This window comes from Acinetobacter sp. YH01009 (assembly GCF_013420765.1).
Taxonomy (GTDB): domain Bacteria; phylum Pseudomonadota; class Gammaproteobacteria; order Pseudomonadales; family Moraxellaceae; genus Acinetobacter; species Acinetobacter amyesii.
On sequence record NZ_VOYE01000006.1, the window covers coordinates 166,619 to 189,109 of the forward strand.

The window sequence follows — 22,491 nt, forward strand, 5'->3', positions numbered from 1 at the left end:
TTTTTATCCCCAAAAAAATTAACCCACTAATTAGCATTGGTCTATAATTTTATACAGATACAATAACTCATCTAACAATCCGTATATCGAAAGGATATACTGACCACCAATTAGTTTGCCATTAGCTCTTATTAAAACTTACTTGTTATGAAAAAGCTATCTTGTTCAGGCCTTGTTCATCCATTTTTTTTGGCCATTATTATTATTTTGGTCGCAATTCCAATGGGTTTCTATGGCATGTATCTCTATATTGCCCCGTCTTTGCCTGAAATGTCCATCTTAAAAAAGGCTCCATTATTAAAACCATTGCAGGTTTATAGTGCTGATAATGAGCTGATTGCAGAATACGGTGGCAAACTTTCGGTCCCTGTAGAGTACGACCAAATCCCGTCTCATTTCATTCATGGCTTTTTAGCTGCGGAAGATTCTTCATTTTTTGAACACAGCGGTATTAGTTTCAAAGGATTGGGGCGTGCTGTCAGTGAAAGTATTACAGGCTCAGATGTGCAAACCGGTGGTTCAACCATTACCATGCAGGTTGCAAAAAACTATTATCTGACTCCAGAACGTACGCTAAAACGTAAACTGACCGAAGTTTTCCTTGCTCGAAAAATTGAACAAAATCTAAGTAAAGAAGAAATTTTAACGCTGTATGTCAACAAAATCTTTTTAGGAAAAAATGCCTACGGGATCGCAGCAGCAGCAAAAATTTATTATAACAAGAGCCTGCAAGATTTAAGTTTGGCTCAAATGGCAATGATTTCAGGCTTACCTAAAGCACCTTCAAAATACAATCCTGTAGCCAACCCAAAACGTGCTTTAGAGCGTCGTAATTGGATTTTAGGCCGTATGTTGCAATTGGGGTATATCAATCAATCTGAATATCAAAAAGCGATTGCTGAACCGATTAATCTCGATATGCCTGACCGCGGGGTCAGCAACAAATTCCCCTACGTCGGGGAAATGGTTCGCTCTGAGCTCGTAGAAAAGCTTGGTGAACAAGCGACGGATTCTGGCTATAAAGTCTACACCACTATCAACAGCCAACGCCAAGCCTATGCTGAGCAGGCTGTACAAGAGGGTCTCGAAGCTTACGATAGACGACATGGTTGGCGTGGTGCAGAAGCACATGATGAACCCTTAAAAAACTTTATTCCATATGCCAACACCTATCCTGCCGAAGTAACCAAAGTCAACAACACCAGTATCGAAGTGTTGATGCAAGACGGCAGTAGTGTGACAGTTCCATGGTCAGGTTTATCTTGGGCACGCCCCTATCGCAATGCCAATAGTGTAGGCAATGCGCCTAGCAAAGCCTCTCAAATTGTAAAAGTAAAAGATATTATTCGCCTACGTCCGAATGCGGACAAAAGCTCATGGGCTTTGGTGCAAATTCCCAAAGCGCAAGGTCAATTAATTGCACTTAATCCCAATAATGGTGGTATTGAAGCCATTGTGGGTGGTTATAATTTTTATCAATCTAAATTTAACCGTGCTCTACAAGGCTGGCGTCAGCCGGGTTCAACCATTAAACCCTTTGTTTATGCTTTAGCACTTGAACGTGGCATGACTCCGTATTCCATGGTCAATGACAATCCAATTACGATTGGCAAGTGGACGCCTAAAAACTCTGACGGTCGCTATTTAGGGATGATACCTCTACGCCGTGCCCTCTATTTATCACGTAACACAGTTTCAGTTCGCTTATTACAAGTCGTCGGGATTGAACGTACTCGCCAATTATTTATGGATTTTGGTTTGCAAGAAAACCAAATTCCACGTAACTACACCATTGCTTTAGGTACCCCACAGGTATTGCCGATTCAAATGGCGACAGGTTATGCGACATTTGCCAACGGTGGATATCGTATTCAACCGCACTTTATTAGTCGTATTGAAGATGCTTATGGCAAAGTGATTTATCAAGCCAATCCTGAATATGCATGTATTCAATGTATCAATCAAAAAGACGAAGTTGAATCAGCAGATCCGACCACGCCAGATGATGAAGTGATTGAAGTCACTAATCAGGATAATAAACCTGCTGAATCGCAAATTTCCGATACTGAAGCAGCAAACTATAAGCAAGCTCAGCGAATTTTGAAGTCGAGTTCGGCCTTTGATATGGCGAACATCTTGCGTGACGTGATCCAACATGGTACAGGTCGAGCGGCTTTAAAAATTGGTCGCGGTGATTTAGGCGGTAAAACCGGTACAACCAATGATGCAAAAGACGCGTGGTTTGCTGGATTTAATGGAAAATTGGTCACTGTGGCTTGGGTCGGTTTTGACCAACCCTCTACTTTAGGTCGCCGTGAATATGGTGGTGTTGCAGCATTGCCTATTTGGTCAGATTTTATGGCGAAATCACTTAAAGGCACACCTGAAGCTTGGGTGCGTTTAGACACCCATGCCAAGAATCCAATCAACCGTAATTCGGCTAAAGCGACTCAAGGTCAACCTGAACAAGATCGTGCAGCAACGCCACCAATGGCTCAACCGCTGTATCGCCCTGCTCCTGTTGCACCGAAGCCTCAGGCTTCGCAAAATGATTTTGACGACCTTCCTGGGTCTACTGAAACCAATCTTGCACCGACTCGAACTGCGCCTCCGCCAATGCAGCCTAAACCACAAGGTGCAGAGCATAAAACGGACGCACTTGATCATCTCATCGATCAAGTTCAGTAAATACTGCATAAAAAAAGCCCTCAAACGAGGGCTTTTTTATCACTTCCAATGCATTATTTCTTTTTAAAGAGATAAATTTGATACTGCGCTTGCAACTCAAATTGTTCATTTTTTTCTAGAGCTTCTCGACGCTCAGCTTTCACTTTATAGGCATAAGGTGTCATTGCAATTAAGTTTTTGAGATCCTGCTGAGAAAGTGACATTTTCGCTTGTACCACTTGCTCACTTTCCAATTCAAAATCATTCGCCAGTTGTTCCACAAATTTATGCGGTTCATGTAGTTTTACTTCTTCAAACAGGGCTTCACGCATTGCATAAAGATGCTCTGGCGCAGGTGTAACCACCATCAAGTGCCCTTCAGGCTTTAACACACGAAGGATTTCTTCTTGAGGAATAGGACTAAATAAACTCGTACACAAGTCAATCGAATGATCTAATACAGGTAAGGTTGCCCCTGTCCCAACCACCCAAGTCACCTCTTTATTCAGTTTAGCGGCCACTTGTACTGCATTTTTAGCAATATCGACACCCACACACTGTAGTACTTCAGCTTGCATCACATCGGTGTAATAGCCTTCACCACAGCCAATATCCAACAAGTTTTCAACCCTTAATTTTTGAATCAAAGCCACCACTTCCTGTTGCAGAGGTGCATAGTGACCGGCACTCAAAAACGCACGACGCGCCTGTACAGATTCTGGCGTATCGCCTGGGTTTTTACTGTGTTTATGCTGAACCACATGTAAATTGACATAGCCTTGTTTTGCAACATCATAGCTATGATTATTTTCACAGCGCCATGTCCGCTCTGTGAGTTTTAATGCTTCACGGCATACAGGACACATCAACAGGTTCATCATTTACTCCACTATATTTTGAAATAAAAAAACCGGCATCTGTGGGAGCAAATGCCGGTTTCGTTTATTTATTTGCTTAACGTAATTTTAAAGTCATTAGACCCAAAACTACCAGCATAATTGTAATAATCCAGAAACGAATCACCACCTGCGTTTCACGCCATCCCTTTTTTTCATAGTGATGGTGTAGCGGTGCCATTAAGAATACACGCTTGTTCCGCATACGCAGCGAGCCAATTTGCAAGAAGACAGAAATAGCTTCAACCACAAAGACACCGCCCATAATGGCAAAAACGATTTCTTGACGAACCATGACTGCAATCGTACCGAGCATCGCACCTAGAGATAAGGCACCGACATCACCCATAAAGACTTGAGCAGGATGCGCATTAAACCATAAGAATGCCAAGCCAGCACCGATCATTGCCGCACAGATCACGACAAGTTCAGATGCATATTTCACATAAGGGATATGTAAATAATCAGCAAAACGGACATCACCAGCCAGATAAGCAAATACACCTAAACCTGCGGCAACCAAAACGATTGGCATAATCGCCAAACCATCCAAACCATCGGTTAAGTTCACAGCATTGGATGCGCCGTTAATCACCAAATAAGTAAAGACAATAAAGCCGATACCAAGTGGGATAATAGACAACGGAATGCTAATTTCTTTAAAGAATGGAATCAGCAGATCCAACATATTTGAAGTATGTACTGGGTTTGCTTGCTGTGTCGCAATCACATAGAGCGCAATACCAGCGCCTAACGATGCCACAGAAGTCCAAAAGAATTTCTTCTTCGCAGGTAGACCAGCATTGTCTTTATAACGGATTTTAATCCAGTCATCTGCCCAACCCACAGCGCCAAAGATCACCATCACCCCAAGTACAATCCATACATAAGGGTTTGAAAGATCGGCCCAAAGTAAGGTTGAAATCCCAATAGACAGTAAAATCAACACACCACCCATAGTTGGTGTGCCCATTTTTTTGGCATGATTTTCAGGTGCAAATGAACTGACTGCCTGACCATATTTGAGAGCTTGCAATTTGCGAATCATCACAGGTCCAAGTAACAGACCAATGGCCAATGCCGTTAAGACACTGAGTAGCGAACGAAGCGTTAAATAACGAACAACCTGAAACGAGCTGTGATAACCCGCAAGCTGCTCAAATAACCATAACAGCATTAAAGTTTCTCCATCAATTCAGCCATCAAAGTTTCCATGTGGGTATAACGAGAACCTTTAAACAGGAAACTCATGGACTGAGGCTGATGTGTTTTGACTAGACTAATTAATAACGGTAAGGCCTGTTCTTGAGATAGAAAGGCCTGTAATTTTTTACCATATTGGGTACTGCGCGCGCCTTCTTGCACGGCAGGTGAAAACTCACCGACAGCAACGACAAATTGAAGACCGGCGTGTGAAACAAGGTCACGTCCCAACATGTAGTGCTGCTGTGCAGCAGATGAACCTAACTCACCAATATCCCCAATAACCATGACTTTGATGCCATCTTGCTGCGCAAGTACATCAGCAGCAGCACGCATTGAGGTTGGATTTGCATTGTAGGTATCATCAATAAACAGATAATCTTTATGTTGAATAAAGTTTAGACGACCTTTGGCACCAGTTGCATGTTCAAGACCCACAACGATGTCATCTAAACTCACACCAATCGACAACGCGAAAGCTGCGGCTGCAGTGGCATTTTGCACATTATGTTCACCAGCAAATGGCAGTTGAACTGGACGTGCACCTTGTGGCGTATTTAAGATAAATCGTGAAGATTGAGCCTGAAGTTCAGTTTCAGTCGCAAAGACATCCCCACCCTGACCAAAACTCATTACTTGCTCAGTTTGCACCGCTTGACGAATGGCATCTGTAAAATCATCTGCCGCAGGGACAATCGAAGTTCCTGTTTTCGCTATATGTGCATAAATTTCAGACTTGGCACGACAAATACCATCACGCCCACCAAACTCCCCCATATGAGCGGTGCCAATATTTAAAATACCGGCAACCTGAGGCTGTACCAAATTTGAGGTGTAATCAATTTCACCTTTATGACTGGCACCAAGCTCCATCACGGCATACTGATGTTCTGGACGTAACTCAAGTAACATCATCGGTACGCCAAGGTCATTATTTAAATTACCGCGCGTAATTAACGTTGGTGCAAGACGAGAAAGGATACTCCCGAGCATCTCTTTGGTTGTGGTTTTACCACTACTTCCTGTCAAGGCAATCACTTTTAAGGCTGGGTTTTGGGCACGACGAAATGCACCTAAATGTCCAAGTGCTAAACGTGTATCTGCAACCACCAACTGACAAATATCCACATCGACCGGATGACTGACAATGGCAATTTCACAACCCTTTTCAGCCACTTGAGCAAGGAAATCATGCGCATCAAAGCGTTCACCTTTCAGGGCAAGAAAAGCATCTCCTTGCTCTGCATGACGTGAATCGGTCAAAATTCGTTTCACAGGACCTGTCGGCGCTTGATTATTATGCCAGTGCCCTTGTGTCGCTTGAACCAACTGTTCGGCAGTCCAAGGTTCTAACGGAACCGTACTGGTCGTTGAAGTATGCATATCTGTTTCCTATTGCGCTGGATAAGCCGAGTCAGTGTTGTGATGCTGTGAATCAATCGCCGATTTCACTTCCACCACATCATCAAACCAATGTCGAACACCATTAATTTCTTGATAGTTTTCATGGCCTTTACCAGCAATCACCACAATATCACCAGCTTGCGCATGGCTGACTGCGAATTTAATCGCTTCACGGCGGTCATGGATTTCATGGACAGTTTTTCCAGTAAAATCAATACCAGCCTTCATATCTGCAAAAATTTGTTCTGGGTTTTCAGTACGTGGATTATCCGAGGTAATCAACGCCACATCTGCATGGTTTAATGCCGCTTGTGTCATCAATGGACGCTTACCACGATCACGATCACCACCACAGCCAAACACTGCCCATAACTGTTGCGATACATGACGTTTTAAGGTCTGTAACACTTGAATCAAGGCATCTGGTGTATGTGCATAATCCACCACAAACAGGCGCTCATCATCACGGATCACTTGCATACGACCCGGCGCACCTTTTAACTCAGGCGCAGTTGCGATCAAGGCAGATAAGTCAAAACCCGCTTGCTCCGCTGAAATTAAGCTCGCCACAATATTTTCAATATTGAAGTGTCCCAATAATGGACTTTGCACCACAAATTCAGCTTGAGCAGTACGCAATTTAAATTGTGCGCCCGTTAAGCTGTATTGAATATCCGTCACTTGATAATCCGCAGCCTGACGCGTTGAATAAGTCAAAATTTTAGGCTGAGCCGGGTTTTGGCGCGCGGCATTCAGCATCACTTCTGCATGTTCATCATCGAGATTGATGACTGCAACTTTGAGCGATGGAAACTGAAACAAACGTGATTTCGCTTCAGCATAGGCTTCAAGGGTTTTATGATAATCCAAATGGTCACGACTTAAATTGCTATAAGCGGCAATTTCAATTGCACAGCCATTTAATCGACCTTGTTCTAAGCCATGCGAACTTGCCTCAATGGCAGCAAACTCTGCACCCTCAAGCGCATAGGCATGCAATGCATTTTGCATATGTAACGCATCTAAAGTGGTGTGAGAAGAGGCTTCTAAATTCGGTAAAATTCCGTTACCAGTGGTTCCCATCACTGCACATTTTTTGCCTTGCAACATGAGTAATTCAGCGATTAAACGAGAGATCGTGGTTTTACCATTGGTACCCGTCACTGCCAAAATTCGTGCAGCTTGAACCGGTTGAGTCGTCTGTAAATATTGCTTTTGCCACTGCCCCATCAATTGACGCACATCCGCAATCACAACACTTTGATCCAAGCCCAAATCAGTTTCTGAAATGACAGCCAACGCGCCTTTCTCTAACGCTGTACGTGCAAATTGTGCTGTTTTTTCAGGTTGCGAAAACGAAGTCAGGGCAATAAATATTTGCCCTGCTGTAACTTTGCGACTATCCAGATTGAAGCCCTGAAAGGATTGCGACATCCATTCAGCGGGCTGTTCAACGGTGTATAGATCTTGAAACGTAATTTTCATTCATCACCTATTACTGGATCTTAGGAGTGTCTAAAGGTTTATCTAATGGTACGTTCATTAAACGTAAAGACTCTTGCATTACACGAGCGAAAACTGGTGCAGCCACCAGACCACCGTAATACTGACCTGTCGGGTTTTCCACTACAACAATCATGGCCAAACGTGGATCACTCACTGGTGCAACACCGGCAAAGAGTGCTCGATATTCTGAAGTCGAATAGCCTTTACGGTCTGCACGTAATTTATGTGCTGTACCAGTTTTACCCGCCACGCGATAACCCGGAATATTGGCTTGACGTGCCGTACCACCCGGCAAGGTCACTGCTTCCATCATTAAAAGTACTTGATCAGCAATTTTAGGGTCAACCATCTGCTCACCTTTCGGCTTTTCCTCAAGCTTGTACAAGCTCAGTGGCATTTTGACGCCCTTATTGGCAATCATGGCATAAGCATCAGCCAGTTGGAGTACTGTAGCGTTCAAACCATAACCATAAGCCATGGTCGCTACTTCAGACACATTCCATTTACTCTTCGGCAAAATCAGACCAGCACTTTCACCGGGGAATTTCACCGCTGAACGTTGACCAAAGCCAAGACGTTGATAGAACGTTGGTAATGTTTCATAAGGGAGAGATAAAGCGATTTTTGCCACACCGACGTTAGACGATTTTTGAATAATGCCGCCCAAAGTCAGAGGGCCATAGTTATGCGTATCTCGGATAGTATGATTCCCTACACGCATAGAACCCGGTGTAGTATTTACCACCGTATTTGCCGTGTATTTACCGCTTTCCAATGCCATTGCCACGGTCATTGGCTTCATGGTTGAACCTGGCTCAAAGGAGTCAATCGCACCACGGTTACGCATGGCATCTTTATTTAAGACACCTTTTTTATCATTCGGGTTGTACGACGGCCAAGAGGTCATCGCTAAAATTTCACCCGTTTTGACATCGACAGCAATCGCTGTGGCAGAACGTGCGTTATTGGCTACGCCGGCTGCAGTCAACTCACGATACATAATGTATTGCAAACGTGAATCAATACTCAGCGTGATATTTTCACCCGACTCAACCTCTTTCACGATCTCAGGGTCTTTAACGCGGTTGCCTTTTTTATCTCGGACAATTTGCTGCGCACCATCTACGCCTGCAAGACGTTCATTCAATTGCATCTCTAAACCTTCGATGCCCATACCCTCACTATTGGTTAAACCAATAATTTGTGAGTTTGGCTGAGGCTGTGGATAGTAGCGCTTATAGTTTTTCTCGGTATATACCCCCTGAAAGTCACGTTTCATGATCAATTCAGCTTGTTGTGGTGGCACTTCTTTCTTTAAAACTAAATAACGTGAACGTGGACGCTCATTCATTTTGCGTCTCAGTTCAGCACGATCCATCCCTACAGCATCAGCGAGTTCATCTAAATTCAGATTTTTATCTGGTAATTGACGTTTTAACTTACGGTTGTTTGGATCTTTAGCCAATTCCACCGTAATTTCTTCAAAGAGTTTTTTATTGTCAAAATAATCACGTGGATCGATCACGATTTTCATGATCGGAGTACTAATGGCTAAAGGAACGCCGTGACGGTCATAGATTACACCGCGCATGGCTTTTAAGGTTTCAGTTCTTAAAATTTTGGCATTGGCTTTATTTTGTAAAAAGTCTTTATTAATGATTTGTACATAAAAAGCCCGCCCCACCAATGCAATGAAGCATAGTAAAACCACCGCCCACATCAAGTGATAGCGCCACATCTCCACCGAAATGGCTGTACGGCCAGTAACAGACTGCTGTTTTTTACGCGGAGTTTGTTTGTTTCTCTTTTCAACCATGTGACCGGCAGCCTATTTTTTCTGTTCTGGAGTTTGTGGCAATGAAATAACAACGGTTTGTGCAATAGGAGGCGAATACATGCGTAATTGGGTAACTGCACGTGTCCCAATTTGGGCTGTTGCACCGAAAGTTTGTTGTTCGATCAGCAAACGTCCCCATTCTGCGTTGAGGTCATCCCTTTCACGCATATAGGTACTCAATTGACGATAATCTTGGCGATATTCAAAGACTTGAAAGACCACCATAATCGCACTTACAAAAACCAAGAGCAATAAAATGCCGTATGTAATGATTTTCTTCGACTGCGATTGATCAGAGTTTTTTTCGATTGCTTCGGTTTTCATTCTTTGCCTTTTAAGCTAAACGCTCTGCCACACGAAGCCAAGCACTACGAGATCGTGGATTGGCTTTAACTTCTTCTTCACTTGCTTTAATTCGTGACACTTTTTTTAAGCGGCGGGTATCTTCGCGTTTTTGTGGTAAACCCCAGCCGGTGTCTTCTGCAAGTGTAGATTCTTTTTGAATAAATTGTTTAATTAAACGATCCTCTAAAGAGTGGAAACTGATCACTGCAAGAGTGCCTTCAGGTTTCAGCATATCCACCGCTTGAGGTAAGAAGATATCAATATCGTCGAGTTCTTTGTTAATAGCAATACGAATTGCTTGGAAAGTTCGTGTCGCTGCATGTTTATTTTTTTCCCATTTCGGGTGGGCAACTTTCACGATTTCAGCCAATTGAGCTGTGGTTTCAATATACCCTGCCGCTTTAATTGCTTTGGCAATACGGCGGCTATAACGTTCTTCACCATATTTAAAAATAATATTGGCCAAATCTTCTTCTTCAATATCAACCAACCACTCTGCGGCTGTTGGACCTTGTGAGTTGTCCATACGCATATCAAGTGGGCCATCTTTCATAAAGCTAAAGCCACGCTCTGCTTGGTCTAGCTGCGGAGATGACACCCCTAAATCCGCCATAATACCGTCGACCAAATCGATACCACGACTACGCAGTTCCTCTTTTAAATCGGCAAAACTGGCGTGAATAATTTTAAAACGCGCATCTTCTTGTTCTAATTCTGCTGCAACGGCCAATGCTTGCGGGTCTTTATCAAAGGCATAAACACGTGCATTTTCATCTAATTTAGACAGTAATAAACGCGTATGACCGCCACGCCCAAATGTGCCATCTACGAAAATTCCTGTATTGCGATCTGCCAGTAAAGCATCAACAGTTTCATGAAGTAATACAGAAATATGCGACATAAGGGTTCGTTCAACACAGCTAAAAATGTAACTGCACATTATTACCTTGTTTTAGCAAAGCTCCAAACGTCTTTTTGTACAGAAATATTACTTTCCATAGAGAAAACCGTTTTTATTTTTTGCCATCCATTAAAAAACCTCCCGAAGGAGGTCTTTGAACATCTCAAATCATAGATTTCGATATATTAGCGCTTGTTATTGTAGATCTGATCGAAGATCGCACCATTCACAAAATGTGTTTGTTGAGCTTTTGCCCAACCACCAAACACTTCATCAATAGTAAATGTTTTTAATGGCGGGAACTGTGATTTATATTTTGCTAAAACTGCTGCATTACGTGGGCGATAGAAATGACGAGCCGCCATTTCTTGACCTAATGGAGAATAAAGATAATTGATATAGCCTTGAGCTAACCATTTATTACCATTTTTATCGACAGTTTTATCCACGATCGCCACTGAAGGCTCAGTCAAAATCGACATCGATGGATACACGATATCAAATTTGTTTTTACCCAAAGTTTTTTGAGTAACTAAAGCTTCGTTTTCCCAAGTCAATAACACATCACCAATACCACGTTCTGCAAATGTAGTCATCGATGCACGTGCCGCAGAGTCCATTACTTTTACGTTATGGTACATTTTACCCACGAAATCTTTGGCTTTCGCTTCATTACCACCCGGTTGTTTCAAAGCATAACCCCAAGCTGACAAGTAAACCCAACGTGGGAGACCGCCAGTTTTCGGGTTCGGGGTAATAATTTGTACGCCCGGCTTGGTTAAATCAGACCAATCTTTAATATGTTTCGGGTTGCCCTTACGCACCATGAAGACAATCGTTGACGTATATGGCGCTGAGTTATGTGGAAACTCTTTTTGCCAACCTGGTTGAATCTGACCAGACTTCACAATTTCTTCGATGTCATTGGCCAACGCCAAAGTCACAACATCACCTTTTAAGCCATCAACCACGGAACGGGCTTGTTTGCCTGAACCACCATGTGATTGTTTAAATGCAACCGTTTTACCGGTACGCTCTTTCCAATATGCACCAAATGACTTATTAAATTCGTCATAAAATTCACGCGTTGCATCATAAGAAACGTTTAAAAATTCACGATCAGCGGCCTGAGCAGACGCTGAGAAAGCAACACCAGTGGCAAGCAACGCAGCACTGAGCCACGCCTTAAATTGAGTTTTCATAACAGCCAGCATAAATTTATATTCAATACTGCTAAATATATGAAATAAAGTCATAAATCGCAATTGCAGCAAGTTTAGACCCTTTGCTGGATACAACTAACGCAGCGAATTTAATTGTTTGTTTTTCATATTAAAATACACAAAAACAATCTACTTATTCCCTATGTATAGATTTTTATGCATTACATATGCAAAAAACGGATAATCTAAATTATCCGTTTTACACCACTCAACGTTATTTACAGACTTACTCTTTATTCTTTTCACTATAAATTTGATCGAAAATCGCACCATTCACAAAATGTGTTTTTTGCGCTTTAGCCCAACCGCCAAACACTTTATCAATGGTAAAGGTTTGAACTTTCGGGAATTGAGCAGCGTACTTTGCAGTGGCTTTTGCATCGCGAGGGCGGAAGAAATATTTACCTGCCAGCTCTTGGCCCTTAGGTGAATATAGATAGTTCAAATAACCCTTCGCCAAATTTCGATTACCATTTTTGTCGACAGTTTTATCCACTACTGCCACCGAAGGTTCGGCTAAAATCGAAATAGACGGATAAACAATGTCATATTTATCTTTGCCTAAGCCGTGAGTCGCTAACAGTGCCTCATTTTCCCAAGACAGCAACACATCTCCAATACCACGCTCAGCAAAGGTCGTGAGTGAACCACGCGCGCCAGAATCCAAAACTTTGACATTGCTATAGAGTTTTTTCACCAATTCTTTGGCTTTGGCATCATTGCCACCCGGTTGTTTTAAAGCATATCCCCATGCTGATAAATAGATCCAACGCGGTGCGCCGCCTGTTTTTGGATTTGGCGTAATAATTTCAACGCCCGGTTTGGTCAGGTCATTCCAATCTTTAATTTTTTTCGGGTTACCTTTGCGCACCAAAAATACGATGGTTGATGTATACGGTGCAGAATTATGTGGAAATTGTTTTTGCCAGTTTTTATTGATTTGTCCGGTCGCCACAATTTCATCAATATCATTGGCCAATGCCAAAGTGACAGACAACGTCTGCTTGTAAACCTGTTGCCACTGCACGAGCTTGTTTGCCTGAGCCACCGTGAGATTGTTTAAAATTAATCTCTTGTCCTGTACGTTTTTTCCAATATTGTCCAAATTCTAGGTTATATTCCTGATAAAACTCACGTGTTGGGTCATATGAGACATTTAATAAATCTTTTGCGGCATACACCTGTACCGATACCCCACCCAACAAAGCGAAAATGCCCGATGCTATTATTTTTTTCATCTGCTCAAACTCAAATTGATCTTGAGAGCACTATATAAATCAAAAATAACTTTAACAATCAGTTATATATAATATAAATTCAAATCTATTTCTGTTTTAAAGATATCTAAAAATAACGTATTTAAAGCTTTAATTCTGCTAATATAGCAACAATCAAAAGCGATCTCCATGCTATCTTCATAGTTGTTTGCTAAAACATCCAAAAATCTGGAGAAAACAGTCTATTTAGGTAATCCTAGTACAGACTTTTTTAGTTTTCTTGTAAAATTTGTGACGTAGTTCTACTTTTTAATTACAAAAGATGGTTAAATCGTAGTCTAAATATTAAAACTATTTTGCAAATAAAAAGTTCCATCAGCAAAACTAGGGGGAGATTTGGACATGAAATTTTCATACGCACTATGCCTAGGCTTAAGTTTAAGCGTTACTGCACAGACTGCTTTGTGTGCTGCAACCAGCACCGCATCGAATAACAAACTTACGATGCCTGCTGAACGTACCTCATTGATCGAAAAAGCGATTAATCAGCAAAAATCTGAAGGTAAAGGCCGTACAGACGATAATTTAAAAGTATTTACATCTATTAAAGCTGCACCGACTCAAAGTTTCTTTGCATCACAAAACCAAAGTTTTTCTCGTTTTGTTCAAGCCATTTTCTCTGGTAACAACTCATAACGACATCAGCATATTAATGCTGCCCAAGCTATTGTTTTAGACCAGTTCCCCCACTGTCTTCTAAAAAACACTAAAAACGCCTGATCATTCAATGTTGAACATGCATAAAGAGCGCATTCTCGCTCTTTTAAGGGCGGGTTAGCTCTTTTTTAATGACATGGATTTTTTTGCATTTTTTTTAGAAGTTGGTGTTCTTTGGTTTTCGATATACTTTTTAACAACTTCTAAACTTGCACCACCACAAGATACAATGCAATAACTAGGCGACCAAAAGTGGTTGCCCATAATTTTCCCTTAATTTCATCCCAATAAGATCGTCTTGACATACTCCCACCACCAAGTTAAGAGCTATGGTGGGGGAATCTTTGCGACCCATGCAATCTTAGAGATTGCACCTTTCGATACCGCACTGCGCTGACAGTATGGCGGTACAGGAACTCTTTATACAGTACTATGTCCTAGTGCATCAGCTAAAGCGAAATTGCGTATATTCAAGCTTGCATTCAAATCACGATCATGCACTGTTTCACAGTCAGGACATTGCCATTCTCTTATGCTTAGTGGCAATTTTGTCATAGTATAACCACAACATGAACATGCTTTAGAACTTGGAACGAATCTTCCAATTTGTAGCACATTCTTACCGAACCATTTTGCCTTGTATTGCAATATCGTAAGAAATTGACCCCAAGCCACATCCGAAATGGACTTGGCTAATTTTCGATTTCTTACCATGTTTTTTATCCCTAAATCTTCTACAGCATACGTGGTCGCTTGGTTTTCACAGATCAAGTAATGCGTGAGTTTGTGATGTAGGTCTAAGCGTTGCAGGCGCACTTTTTCATGGATGAATGCAACACTTAATTTTTGACGTTGATAATTCTTTGATTCTTTCTTCTTTCGAGCAAATATCTTCTGCTGTATGGATAGTCGGTTTTGAGCCTGTCGCAAGTATTTTGGATTTTCAACCTTATTACCATCGGATTGAATGAGCATGTGATTCAAACCCATATCAATTCCGATGGTTTGATCAGCTTGAATTGTTGTTGATGCAACAAGTTCTAACTCTGACTCGACCAAAATCGAAGCATAATACTTACCTGTCGCTGTTTTGCTAATGGTGACAGTTTTGATTTTCCCATTAAATACCCGACTAAATACAGTTTTTATCCCTTTAATTTTAGGTAGATGAAGTAATCCGTTCTCAAAGCTCACTGTTGCGTGCTGAGGGCATTGATAAGACCGTTGCGGTATTTTCTTGGATTTGAACCGTGGGTAGCCGACAAGATGACTTAATGGGCGTTTTTCATCAGGATTTGGTTTATATCCTTTGATCTTTCTGAATTCAACCTTGCCTTTCTTTAATCGCTGAAAAAAGTTGTTGTAAGCAGTGTGTAGGTGAAGTAACCCACTAAGAAGTGATTGACTATTCACCTCGTTCAACCATTCGAATTCAGGTTGTTTTTTCATGGCAACTAATTGGTCTTGAATATCCTTTTTTGATAATAATTTTTGAGTTTCAGAATGAGCTTTAGTTTGAAGTGCTAAAGCCCAATTGAAAATAAAGCGAGTGCATCCGAAGTGCTTTTCAAATTGCACTTTCTGCTCAGAAGTAGGATAGATGCGATATTTATACGCTTTCAAAAAAGGTTGTTTCATGGTTATAATTTAGCAAATTAATTGCTTAGTGTAAATGTAATGAAGTCACATTATCACTGTGTTTATAAACTTACATATCATTTAGTGTTGGTAACAAAATATCGCAAGAAATGCCTTTCAAATGAGATGATCAATCGGCTTGAAGAAATTGTAAAAAAGAACTGTGCTGATTGGGAGATTGACTTGATTGAGTTCAATGGTGAAGCTGATCATATTCACTTATTGTTAGATATGCACCCGAACATCATGCCAAGTAAATTCATCAATAATCTAAAAACTGTATCAAGCAGACTGATACGCAAGGAGTTCGGTGAAGAACTAAAACCTTATTATTGGAAACCTGTGCTTTGGACGAGGGCATACTGTCTACTTACAACAGGTGGAGCGACAATTGATGTAATTCGAGAATACATCCAAAACCAAGAAAGACCCGACTGAAAAGGCGTGCTATCCATCTCCATCTAAATCACAGATTATAGATGGAGAATTCCGCACATTTAGTTAAAACATAAGAACTTTTGCCCTTTAGTTTACCCACTAAATTAGACACTGAATGTTTAGGGTGAACACTTACAAGCATGTGAATATGATCATCCTCGCCATTAAACTCAATGAGTTCACAATTCATTTGCAAGCAAGTTTCTTTCATAATCTCTTTTAAAGAAGTCAGTATTTCCATTGTTAATACATCTCTTCGGTATTTTGTAACAAATACTAGATGAACAATATTGTTAAAAATACATGATCTACCTGTTCTCCACTCGTACATATTAACCACACACTAGATTTACATTGATCTTATTTTGAGCAAAAATAAGCTTGTTCACTAGAGGTTTTTTAATTGCTATCAGGCATCAGATTAAGGGCATATCCAACTGAACATCAAAAACTAATTTTAAGTCAGTGGATGGGTTGTGCTCGTTTTATTTGGAATGCCAAATGTGATGAAGATAAATACTATCGTGGTTTTGCTCGCAAATTCACACCATACAATCACTATTATGAAACCCAAGATCAGAAATATTCTCACTTTAAATCGAATGAATTAAGCTCTTGGCTTGCAAACTGTCCTAGCACCATTCAAAAGAACTCAACCGTAAATTGGTTTAATACGCTCAAAAAATCCATTAAGGGTGTGTGTGGACGACCAAGACGCAAAAAAAAATCAGACAAAGGTTCTGTCCATTTAACATCTGATTTATTTGAGTTTCGAGTAGAAAACAATAAGCGTAAATTATTTATTGGCGGTAAGAAATTCAATATCGGAGCTTTAAATTTTAAAGCTCATGCTGAGTTTAAAGAGCCAAAATCCATCCACATTAGCAAAGAACGAGGTCAATATTTCATTGGCTTCTGTTATAAAGATGATGTGGAAGTTGCAGAATTTGACGGTAAAAAATTCAACGCTGATAAATACTCAGAAAAGCACCTCAAACGCTTACGTGACATGAATGAGGAACACCTACAAAAGGTGGTTGTTGGTATAGATCGTGGTGTCACCATCCCTGTTCATGCAGGACATGAGCAATTCGATTTCAGTAAAGAACAAAAGAAACATTTAAGTAAAGCAGATCGTTATATTAAACGATTGCAAAAAAGACTTGCTCGACAAGTAAAAGGCTCAAATCGTAGAGCCAAGATTAAACATCGACTTGCTGTGCATCATGCAAAAAAAGCCAATATCCGTAAGGATTTCGCTCATAAAACAAGTCGAAGTTTGGTTAATGGATTTGGTCAGGTATTTATTTTTGAGAAACTAAATACCAAACAGATGACCAAAAAGCCTAACCCCAAGAAAGATGAGTTCGGACGTTTTGTTCCAAATAAGGCTAAAGCTAAAGCAGGGTTAAACAAAGCTATTCTTAATGTTGGATGGCACAGAATTTCAGAATTCTTAACGTATAAATCAGTCAAATTAGGTAAGGCTGTATTTACAATTCATGCTTCTTACACAAGTCAGGAGTGCGCTTCATGCGGTCACACTCACCACGACAATCGCAAAAGCCAAGACAGGTTTAATTGCGTGAGTTGTGGACATGCTGATAATGCAGATCACAATGCATCAATTGTTATTAAGAACAGAGCAATTAAATTAGTTTGGCTCTAGACTAGCAGATTTGCACTTAGTTTTACCTAATGAGGTCCCACAACTCTGTTGCTAGCTCATTAGGCTTCCTCATCCAACGCCATTCTGTTTCTTTAAGATGATAATCAAAATACTCTTTTGATATACCGTTGAACTTTGCTAGCCTTCTTTTACAAAAGCTCCAGAATGATTCTATTCCATTTATATGACATTGTCCTCTGGCAAATTCATTCGCTCCATGATTTACTCTAAAATGCTTTGAGTAACCAACATCTACCAAACCATTGTATCCACGCCAACCATCACTATAAATTACACTTTCAAGTGCAACTTTACCTAAGATAACTTGTTGTAATGTAGTCTTTTTACAATCAGGGACTATTTCTGTATAAACTCGACCATTCCTTTCAAATATTCCAAATACAGGTTGTTTTAAAGTACCTCGACCTCGCTTCAATTTCCCATGAAAACCACGTTGTCTTTTTGCTCCAAAATAGCTCTCATCAACTTCAATAGAACCTACAAACTTTGCTCTTAAATCTGTTTGATGATCGTAGATTGCTTCTCTAAAAAGCATGTACCAATAGTTGATGGTATTACGGTTCAAGTTAAGCAATAAGGCTGTTTTAGAAGCAGGAATATCAATGCAAAAGCACTGAATAATTTTTTTAATCTTATAGTGACTTAATTTACTGTTTTCTATCATGATTCTAGAATAAAATATCTATTCTGCTAGTCTAGAGCCTTAGTTTTAGACTGTGGAACACAGTTGGATGGTAATTATTTATCATCTAGTGGGCGTAGAGGTGTTCGTAAGACGACTAGAGGTGTCAAAACTTCTTTTCGCAGTACCGTAGAAGCGTCAAAAGAGATGTGTGCAACTTAGGTTGCACTACAAAAACTCGGTTGCTTTAGCTCCGAGTAGTTCATTTAAGCATTAAGTGATCAGGCTTTTTCGTTATAATAGATCCCAATTTACATTCTGATTAAAAGCTGATTATGACTGTTCGTACTCGTATCGCACCTTCTCCTACTGGTTTCCCGCATGTTGGGACTGCTTATATTGCATTATTTAACTTATGTTTTGCGAAGCAACATGGCGGTGAATTTATTCTTCGCATTGAAGATACAGACCAACTGCGCTCTACGCCAGAATCTGAAAAAATGATTTTAGATTCATTGCGTTGGTTAGGTTTGAACTGGTCAGAAGGTCCAGATGTGGGTGGTCCTCATGCACCATACCGCCAATCTGAACGTATGGACATTTATAAACAATATGCTTTGGAACTGGTTGAAAAAGGCCATGCATTCTACTGCTTTGCAACCGCAGAAGAACTCGATCAAATGCGTGCGGAACAACAAGCACGTGGTGAATCACCGCGTTATGACGGTCGTGGCTTAAAACACACTGCAGAAGAAGTGGCACAGCGTTTGGCTGCTGGTGAACCGCATGTCATTCGTATGAAAGTGCCTGAAGAAGGAATTTGTAAATTTAACGACTTACTACGTGGTGAAGTCGAAATTCCTTGGGCGCAAGTCGACATGCAGATTCTACTGAAAACCGATGGTTTACCGACGTATCACTTGGCAAACGTGGTTGATGACCATTTAATGGAAATCACTCACGTGATTCGTGGTGAAGAATGGATTCCATCTGCGCCTAAACACCAATTATTGTACAAATATTTTGGTTGGGACATGCCTGTGCTTTGCCACATGCCACTGTTACGTAACCCAGATAAATCAAAACTGTCTAAACGTAAAAACCCAACCTCAATTAACTACTACAAAGACATCGGCGTTTTACCAGAAGCATTATTGAACTATTTAGGCCGTATGGGCTGGTCAATGCCAGATGAAAGTGAAAAATTCACTTTGGCTGAGATGATTGAACACTTTGACATTCAACGTGTATCACTAGGCGGTCCGATCTTTGATGTTGAAAAGCTAAACTGGTTAAATGGTCAATGGATTAAAGGTTTAACACCGGGTCAATTGCTCGATACCCTACTGGCTTGGAAATCAGATCGTAATACCTTGGAAGAAATCGCCGCTGCGATTCAACCGCGTATTAATTTATTGTCTGAAGCAGTGAATTGGGCAGGTTTTTATTTCAACCAATTCCCAACACTCAGCAAAGAACAGTTTGAAAGCAAAAAATTGACCGAAGAACAAGTTCGTCAAAGCCTTCAATTTGCCATTTGGCGTCTAGAAAGCATGTTCACTTGGAACAATGATACTGTCAGCCAAACGCTTATGGATTTGGCGAACCAAATGGATATTAAACTTCGTGACTTCATGCCAACCTTCTTTATTGCTATTGCAGGTTCAACATCTTCGACACCGGTTATGCAATCGATGGTAACCATTGGTCCTGATTTAACCTTTGCTCGCTTACGTCATGCGCTTGAAATTGTGGGCGGTCCGAGTAAAAAAGAAACAAAAGCATGGGAAAAACTCAATGAAAGCCTAAAACTGCCGAAAAATGATGCAGTTGATGAAGCTTAATTGATTTTTTAGTTGACGGATGGGCGTTATCCCCCTAATATAGCGCCCATACCGAGAGATGGTGTCAACCAACTCTAAGTTGCCTCAAATTGTCCCTATCGTCTAGAGGCCTAGGACATCGCCCTTTCACGGCGGTAACCGGGGTTCGAATCCCCGTAGGGACGCCATATTCAAGGTGATACAAATCATCTTATAAAAAACCCAAGCATTATGACTTGGGTTTTTTATTGCCTAAATTTTATCTAATATAAATTTACGGTATTTTTGCTTTCTGCGTCATTCTGATTAAAATAAACCATAGATTAAAATTATGGAGTTGCAATGCAATACCGTTGCCCTAAATGTCAAAGCCCTAAAATTATGCCTCTTGCGCAAGCAGGCCAGCCTGTTGCTCGTCCTGTCGTGCCTAAAAGCCTGATTATCCTCATCCCTGCGGTATTTATTCTTTTACTGTTGGTGATTATCAGCATCGCAATGTGGATTTTTGGCGACGGTGCAGGCACTACATTACAAACTGCGACTGTTGTTGTATTTATTGCTTGCTTGATTGCAGGCTTCATGTTCTACCGCGACCTGCCAGATTTTAAAATTTCAATGCAAGGTTTTATGCAATCACAGAAAAAATGGAAATGCCGCGAATGTAATCATGAGTGGGAAATCTAAACAGGCCATTTAAATCACATTAGCATTAGTGCTGATGTGATTCATCATGAGAATGTGCGTGATCATCTTGATGATGCTCATGTGCATGATCAGACTTTTGAGTGTGTTGGTGTACTACACATTCATCTTCTTCGATTTGCAATGTCATCTCCGTGATTCCATGTTCATGTTGCAACATTTCAATCGCCTCAAAATACAAGGCATTACGATCGGCTTCAGGTGCAAAGAGATGAACCGTCAAATGCACATTCTTTGACGTAATTGCCCAGACCTTTAACTGGTGAATACTCTCCACCCCTTTGAGTGCCAATAAATCATTGCGTAATTTTTCTATGTCGATTTCTTCAGGCACACCTTCCAATAAAATATTGATACTTTGTTTGAGTAAAATCCAAGTCCTTGGTAAGACCCAAAAGCCAATGAGCACCGCAATAAGCGTATCGACCCACATCCAGCCGGTAAAATAAATAATCGCTGCGCCAATAATCACACCGACCGAACCTAAGGCATCACTTAACACCTCTAGATACGCCCCTTTCACATTCAAGCTTTCTTGTGAACTGGAAAATAAAATACGCATCGAGATTAAGTTAATGATTAGACCGATGACGGCCACAATCATCATGCCCATACTTTGAATTTCCGGCGGCGTTGAAAAGCGCTGATAGGCCTCATACAAAATATAAATCGCAACCACAAATAGCATCAAGGCATTAAACAAGGCTGCCAAAATTTCAAAACGCTGATAGCCAAAGGTACGTTTGTTATCAGCAGGAAGCTTGCCAATTTTGATCGCGACCAATGCTATGGCAAGGGCTGCAGCATCGGTGAACATATGTGCCGCATCTGACAATAGCGCCAAACTTTGCGTCATAAATCCAGCAATGACTTCAATAATCAAAAACGTCGTGGTCAGTGCTAAGGCAAAACTTAATTTTTTGACATTCCCTTCTGTGACAACGGCATGGCTGTGGTCATGCCCATGATGCTCACTCATTATTTTCTGACCTTATAAATTATATGTTCTTCAGTCTTGAGCTTAACAGGTGCAGTAAACGTAATAAAATTACATCATTCAACCTTCAGTATTACGTTTTACCTTCAAACTTTAAAACTGCTTTTTCAGCATCTACTTTCAATTTATTCAAATTAATTTTTCGCGATCTAGATGACTGAAATTACTTTTGACATCCTCACCCCCTTAAAAGAGGGTGATTCCTACAGCTAGACGCTTATGCCCAAGCGCAAGAATGTTTAGAGCTGAGTTTATATCTCGATCATGAACTGTACCACAGCTCATGCACTCCCATTCTCTTATTCCAAGATCTGTCTTACCTTTTGGACTACTTGAGGTGATCTCACCGCAGCACGAACAGATTTGGGTGGTATAGGCTTCTTGGACTTCTTCAAACAATACGCCTGCGTTCTCGCATTTATACTTGAGCATTGTTTTTAGTGCAGAAAATCCTGTATCCAAAACAGATTTTGCCATTTTGGTTTTTACTAATTTTTTAGCACTCAAGTCACCTACAATAATCAATGCATTTTCATTCACAAGCTTGGTGCTTGCTTTATGCAAATGATCTTTTCGACTATTTGCAATCTTGGCGTGTAATGCACGAACACGCTTCTTATTCCTGGCTCTCTGAGCAATACCTAATTTCTGCTCATATTTTCGAT

At 40.8% G+C, this 22,491-nt stretch carries 18 protein-coding genes, 1 tRNA gene and 3 pseudogenes; 7 read left to right on the forward strand and 15 right to left on the reverse strand.

Annotated elements, in window-relative coordinates:
- The first annotated feature begins 147 nt into the window (after positions 1 to 147).
- Entirely contained in the window at positions 148 to 2,688 is a 2,541-nt protein-coding gene (gene ponA, locus FTT76_RS08465) for a penicillin-binding protein PBP1a (protein ID WP_180190397.1), read from the forward strand.
- 53 nt (positions 2,689 to 2,741) lie between these two features.
- Here ponA and FTT76_RS08470 read toward each other — a convergent pair whose 3' ends face one another.
- The 9 genes and pseudogenes from FTT76_RS08470 to FTT76_RS08510 all read right to left on the reverse strand — a co-directional run bounded on the left by FTT76_RS08470 (position 2,742) and on the right by FTT76_RS08510 (position 13,220).
- A complete protein-coding gene (locus FTT76_RS08470) occupies positions 2,742 to 3,545 on the reverse strand; it encodes a putative RNA methyltransferase (protein ID WP_180190398.1) in 804 nt (267 codons plus the stop codon).
- A gap of 76 nt (positions 3,546 to 3,621) precedes the next feature.
- Entirely contained in the window at positions 3,622 to 4,740 is a 1,119-nt protein-coding gene (gene mraY / locus FTT76_RS08475; protein WP_078189386.1) for a phospho-N-acetylmuramoyl-pentapeptide-transferase, read from the reverse strand.
- Positions 4,740 to 6,149 (reverse strand): UDP-N-acetylmuramoyl-tripeptide--D-alanyl-D-alanine ligase, encoded by a 1,410-nt coding sequence (murF, locus tag FTT76_RS08480; RefSeq protein ID WP_180117251.1) that lies wholly within the window; start codon positions 6,147 to 6,149, stop codon positions 4,740 to 4,742. The genes mraY and murF overlap by 1 nt, the downstream gene beginning before the upstream one ends.
- 9 nt (positions 6,150 to 6,158) lie before the next feature.
- Positions 6,159 to 7,655 (reverse strand): UDP-N-acetylmuramoyl-L-alanyl-D-glutamate--2,6-diaminopimelate ligase, encoded by a 1,497-nt coding sequence (locus tag FTT76_RS08485; RefSeq protein ID WP_180190399.1) that lies wholly within the window; start codon positions 7,653 to 7,655, stop codon positions 6,159 to 6,161.
- 10 nt (positions 7,656 to 7,665) lie between these two features.
- Positions 7,666 to 9,492 (reverse strand): penicillin-binding protein PBP3, encoded by a 1,827-nt coding sequence (gene ftsI / locus FTT76_RS08490; RefSeq protein WP_180026113.1) that lies wholly within the window; start codon positions 9,490 to 9,492, stop codon positions 7,666 to 7,668.
- 12 nt (positions 9,493 to 9,504) lie between these two features.
- The gene (ftsL, locus tag FTT76_RS08495) at positions 9,505 to 9,837 is read right to left on the reverse strand and encodes a cell division protein FtsL (RefSeq protein WP_078189390.1); all 333 of its coding nucleotides are present in this window, start codon (positions 9,835 to 9,837) and stop codon (positions 9,505 to 9,507) included.
- 10 nt (positions 9,838 to 9,847) lie between these two features.
- On the reverse strand, positions 9,848 to 10,759 hold the full coding sequence (gene rsmH, locus FTT76_RS08500) for a 16S rRNA (cytosine(1402)-N(4))-methyltransferase RsmH (RefSeq protein ID WP_180008673.1): 912 nt from the start codon (positions 10,757 to 10,759) through the stop codon (positions 9,848 to 9,850).
- A gap of 185 nt (positions 10,760 to 10,944) precedes the next feature.
- Entirely contained in the window at positions 10,945 to 11,961 is a 1,017-nt protein-coding gene (locus tag FTT76_RS08505) for a sulfate ABC transporter substrate-binding protein (protein WP_078189545.1), read from the reverse strand.
- Between the two features lie 247 nt (positions 11,962 to 12,208).
- Positions 12,209 to 13,220: pseudogene (locus FTT76_RS08510) on the reverse strand (sulfate ABC transporter substrate-binding protein).
- A 381-nt stretch (positions 13,221 to 13,601) separates the two neighbouring features.
- Here FTT76_RS08510 and FTT76_RS08515 point away from each other — a divergent pair.
- Complete coding sequence (locus FTT76_RS08515; RefSeq protein ID WP_180039355.1) at positions 13,602 to 13,895, forward strand: hypothetical protein; 294 nt, start codon at positions 13,602 to 13,604, stop codon at positions 13,893 to 13,895.
- A 138-nt stretch (positions 13,896 to 14,033) separates the two neighbouring features.
- Here the strand turns inward: FTT76_RS08515 and FTT76_RS08520 are convergent.
- Positions 14,034 to 14,165: pseudogene (locus tag FTT76_RS08520) on the reverse strand (transposase); the annotation flags it as partial.
- Positions 14,166 to 14,336: 171 nt separating this feature from the next.
- Positions 14,337 to 15,554 (reverse strand): RNA-guided endonuclease TnpB family protein, encoded by a 1,218-nt coding sequence (locus tag FTT76_RS08525; protein WP_152873594.1) that lies wholly within the window; start codon positions 15,552 to 15,554, stop codon positions 14,337 to 14,339.
- 39 nt (positions 15,555 to 15,593) lie between these two features.
- Between FTT76_RS08525 and tnpA (FTT76_RS08530) the strand changes: the two genes are divergently transcribed.
- Complete coding sequence (tnpA, locus tag FTT76_RS08530; protein WP_152873595.1) at positions 15,594 to 15,992, forward strand: IS200/IS605 family transposase; 399 nt, start codon at positions 15,594 to 15,596, stop codon at positions 15,990 to 15,992.
- Between the two features lie 58 nt (positions 15,993 to 16,050).
- On the opposite strand, the pseudogene tnpA (FTT76_RS08535) reads toward tnpA (FTT76_RS08530), so the two are convergent.
- Positions 16,051 to 16,323, reverse strand: a pseudogene (tnpA, locus tag FTT76_RS08535) (IS200/IS605 family transposase); the annotation flags it as partial.
- Between the two features lie 72 nt (positions 16,324 to 16,395).
- Here tnpA (FTT76_RS08535) and FTT76_RS08540 point away from each other — a divergent pair.
- Complete coding sequence (locus FTT76_RS08540) at positions 16,396 to 17,661, forward strand: transposase (RefSeq protein ID WP_257235058.1); 1,266 nt, start codon at positions 16,396 to 16,398, stop codon at positions 17,659 to 17,661.
- 22 nt (positions 17,662 to 17,683) lie between these two features.
- Here the strand turns inward: FTT76_RS08540 and FTT76_RS08545 are convergent, their stop codons facing one another.
- Positions 17,684 to 18,346, reverse strand: coding sequence for an IS1595 family transposase (locus FTT76_RS08545; protein ID WP_180020837.1), 663 nt, complete (start codon positions 18,344 to 18,346; stop codon positions 17,684 to 17,686).
- Positions 18,347 to 18,639: 293 nt separating this feature from the next.
- On the opposite strand from FTT76_RS08545, the gene gltX reads away from it, so the two are divergent.
- The 3 genes from gltX (at position 18,640) to FTT76_RS08560 (ending at position 20,811) form a co-directional block, all read left to right on the forward strand.
- Positions 18,640 to 20,148 carry a glutamate--tRNA ligase gene (gene gltX, locus FTT76_RS08550; protein WP_168378189.1) on the forward strand — a complete coding sequence of 503 codons (1,509 nt, stop codon included), beginning with the start codon at positions 18,640 to 18,642 and terminating at the stop codon, positions 20,146 to 20,148.
- A gap of 91 nt (positions 20,149 to 20,239) precedes the next feature.
- Positions 20,240 to 20,315, forward strand: a tRNA-Glu gene (locus tag FTT76_RS08555).
- A 154-nt stretch (positions 20,316 to 20,469) separates the two neighbouring features.
- Positions 20,470 to 20,811, forward strand: a complete 342-nt coding sequence (locus FTT76_RS08560) for a hypothetical protein (protein ID WP_078189395.1) — start codon at positions 20,470 to 20,472, stop codon at positions 20,809 to 20,811.
- Positions 20,812 to 20,836: 25 nt separating this feature from the next.
- Here the strand turns inward: FTT76_RS08560 and FTT76_RS08565 are convergent, their stop codons facing one another.
- Both FTT76_RS08565 and FTT76_RS08570 read right to left on the reverse strand, forming a co-directional pair.
- Positions 20,837 to 21,808, reverse strand: coding sequence for a cation diffusion facilitator family transporter (locus tag FTT76_RS08565; RefSeq protein WP_180012416.1), 972 nt, complete (start codon positions 21,806 to 21,808; stop codon positions 20,837 to 20,839).
- 204 nt (positions 21,809 to 22,012) lie between these two features.
- A partial coding sequence (locus FTT76_RS08570; RefSeq protein WP_180190400.1) for an RNA-guided endonuclease TnpB family protein occupies positions 22,013 to 22,491 on the reverse strand: 479 nt, incomplete at its 5' end.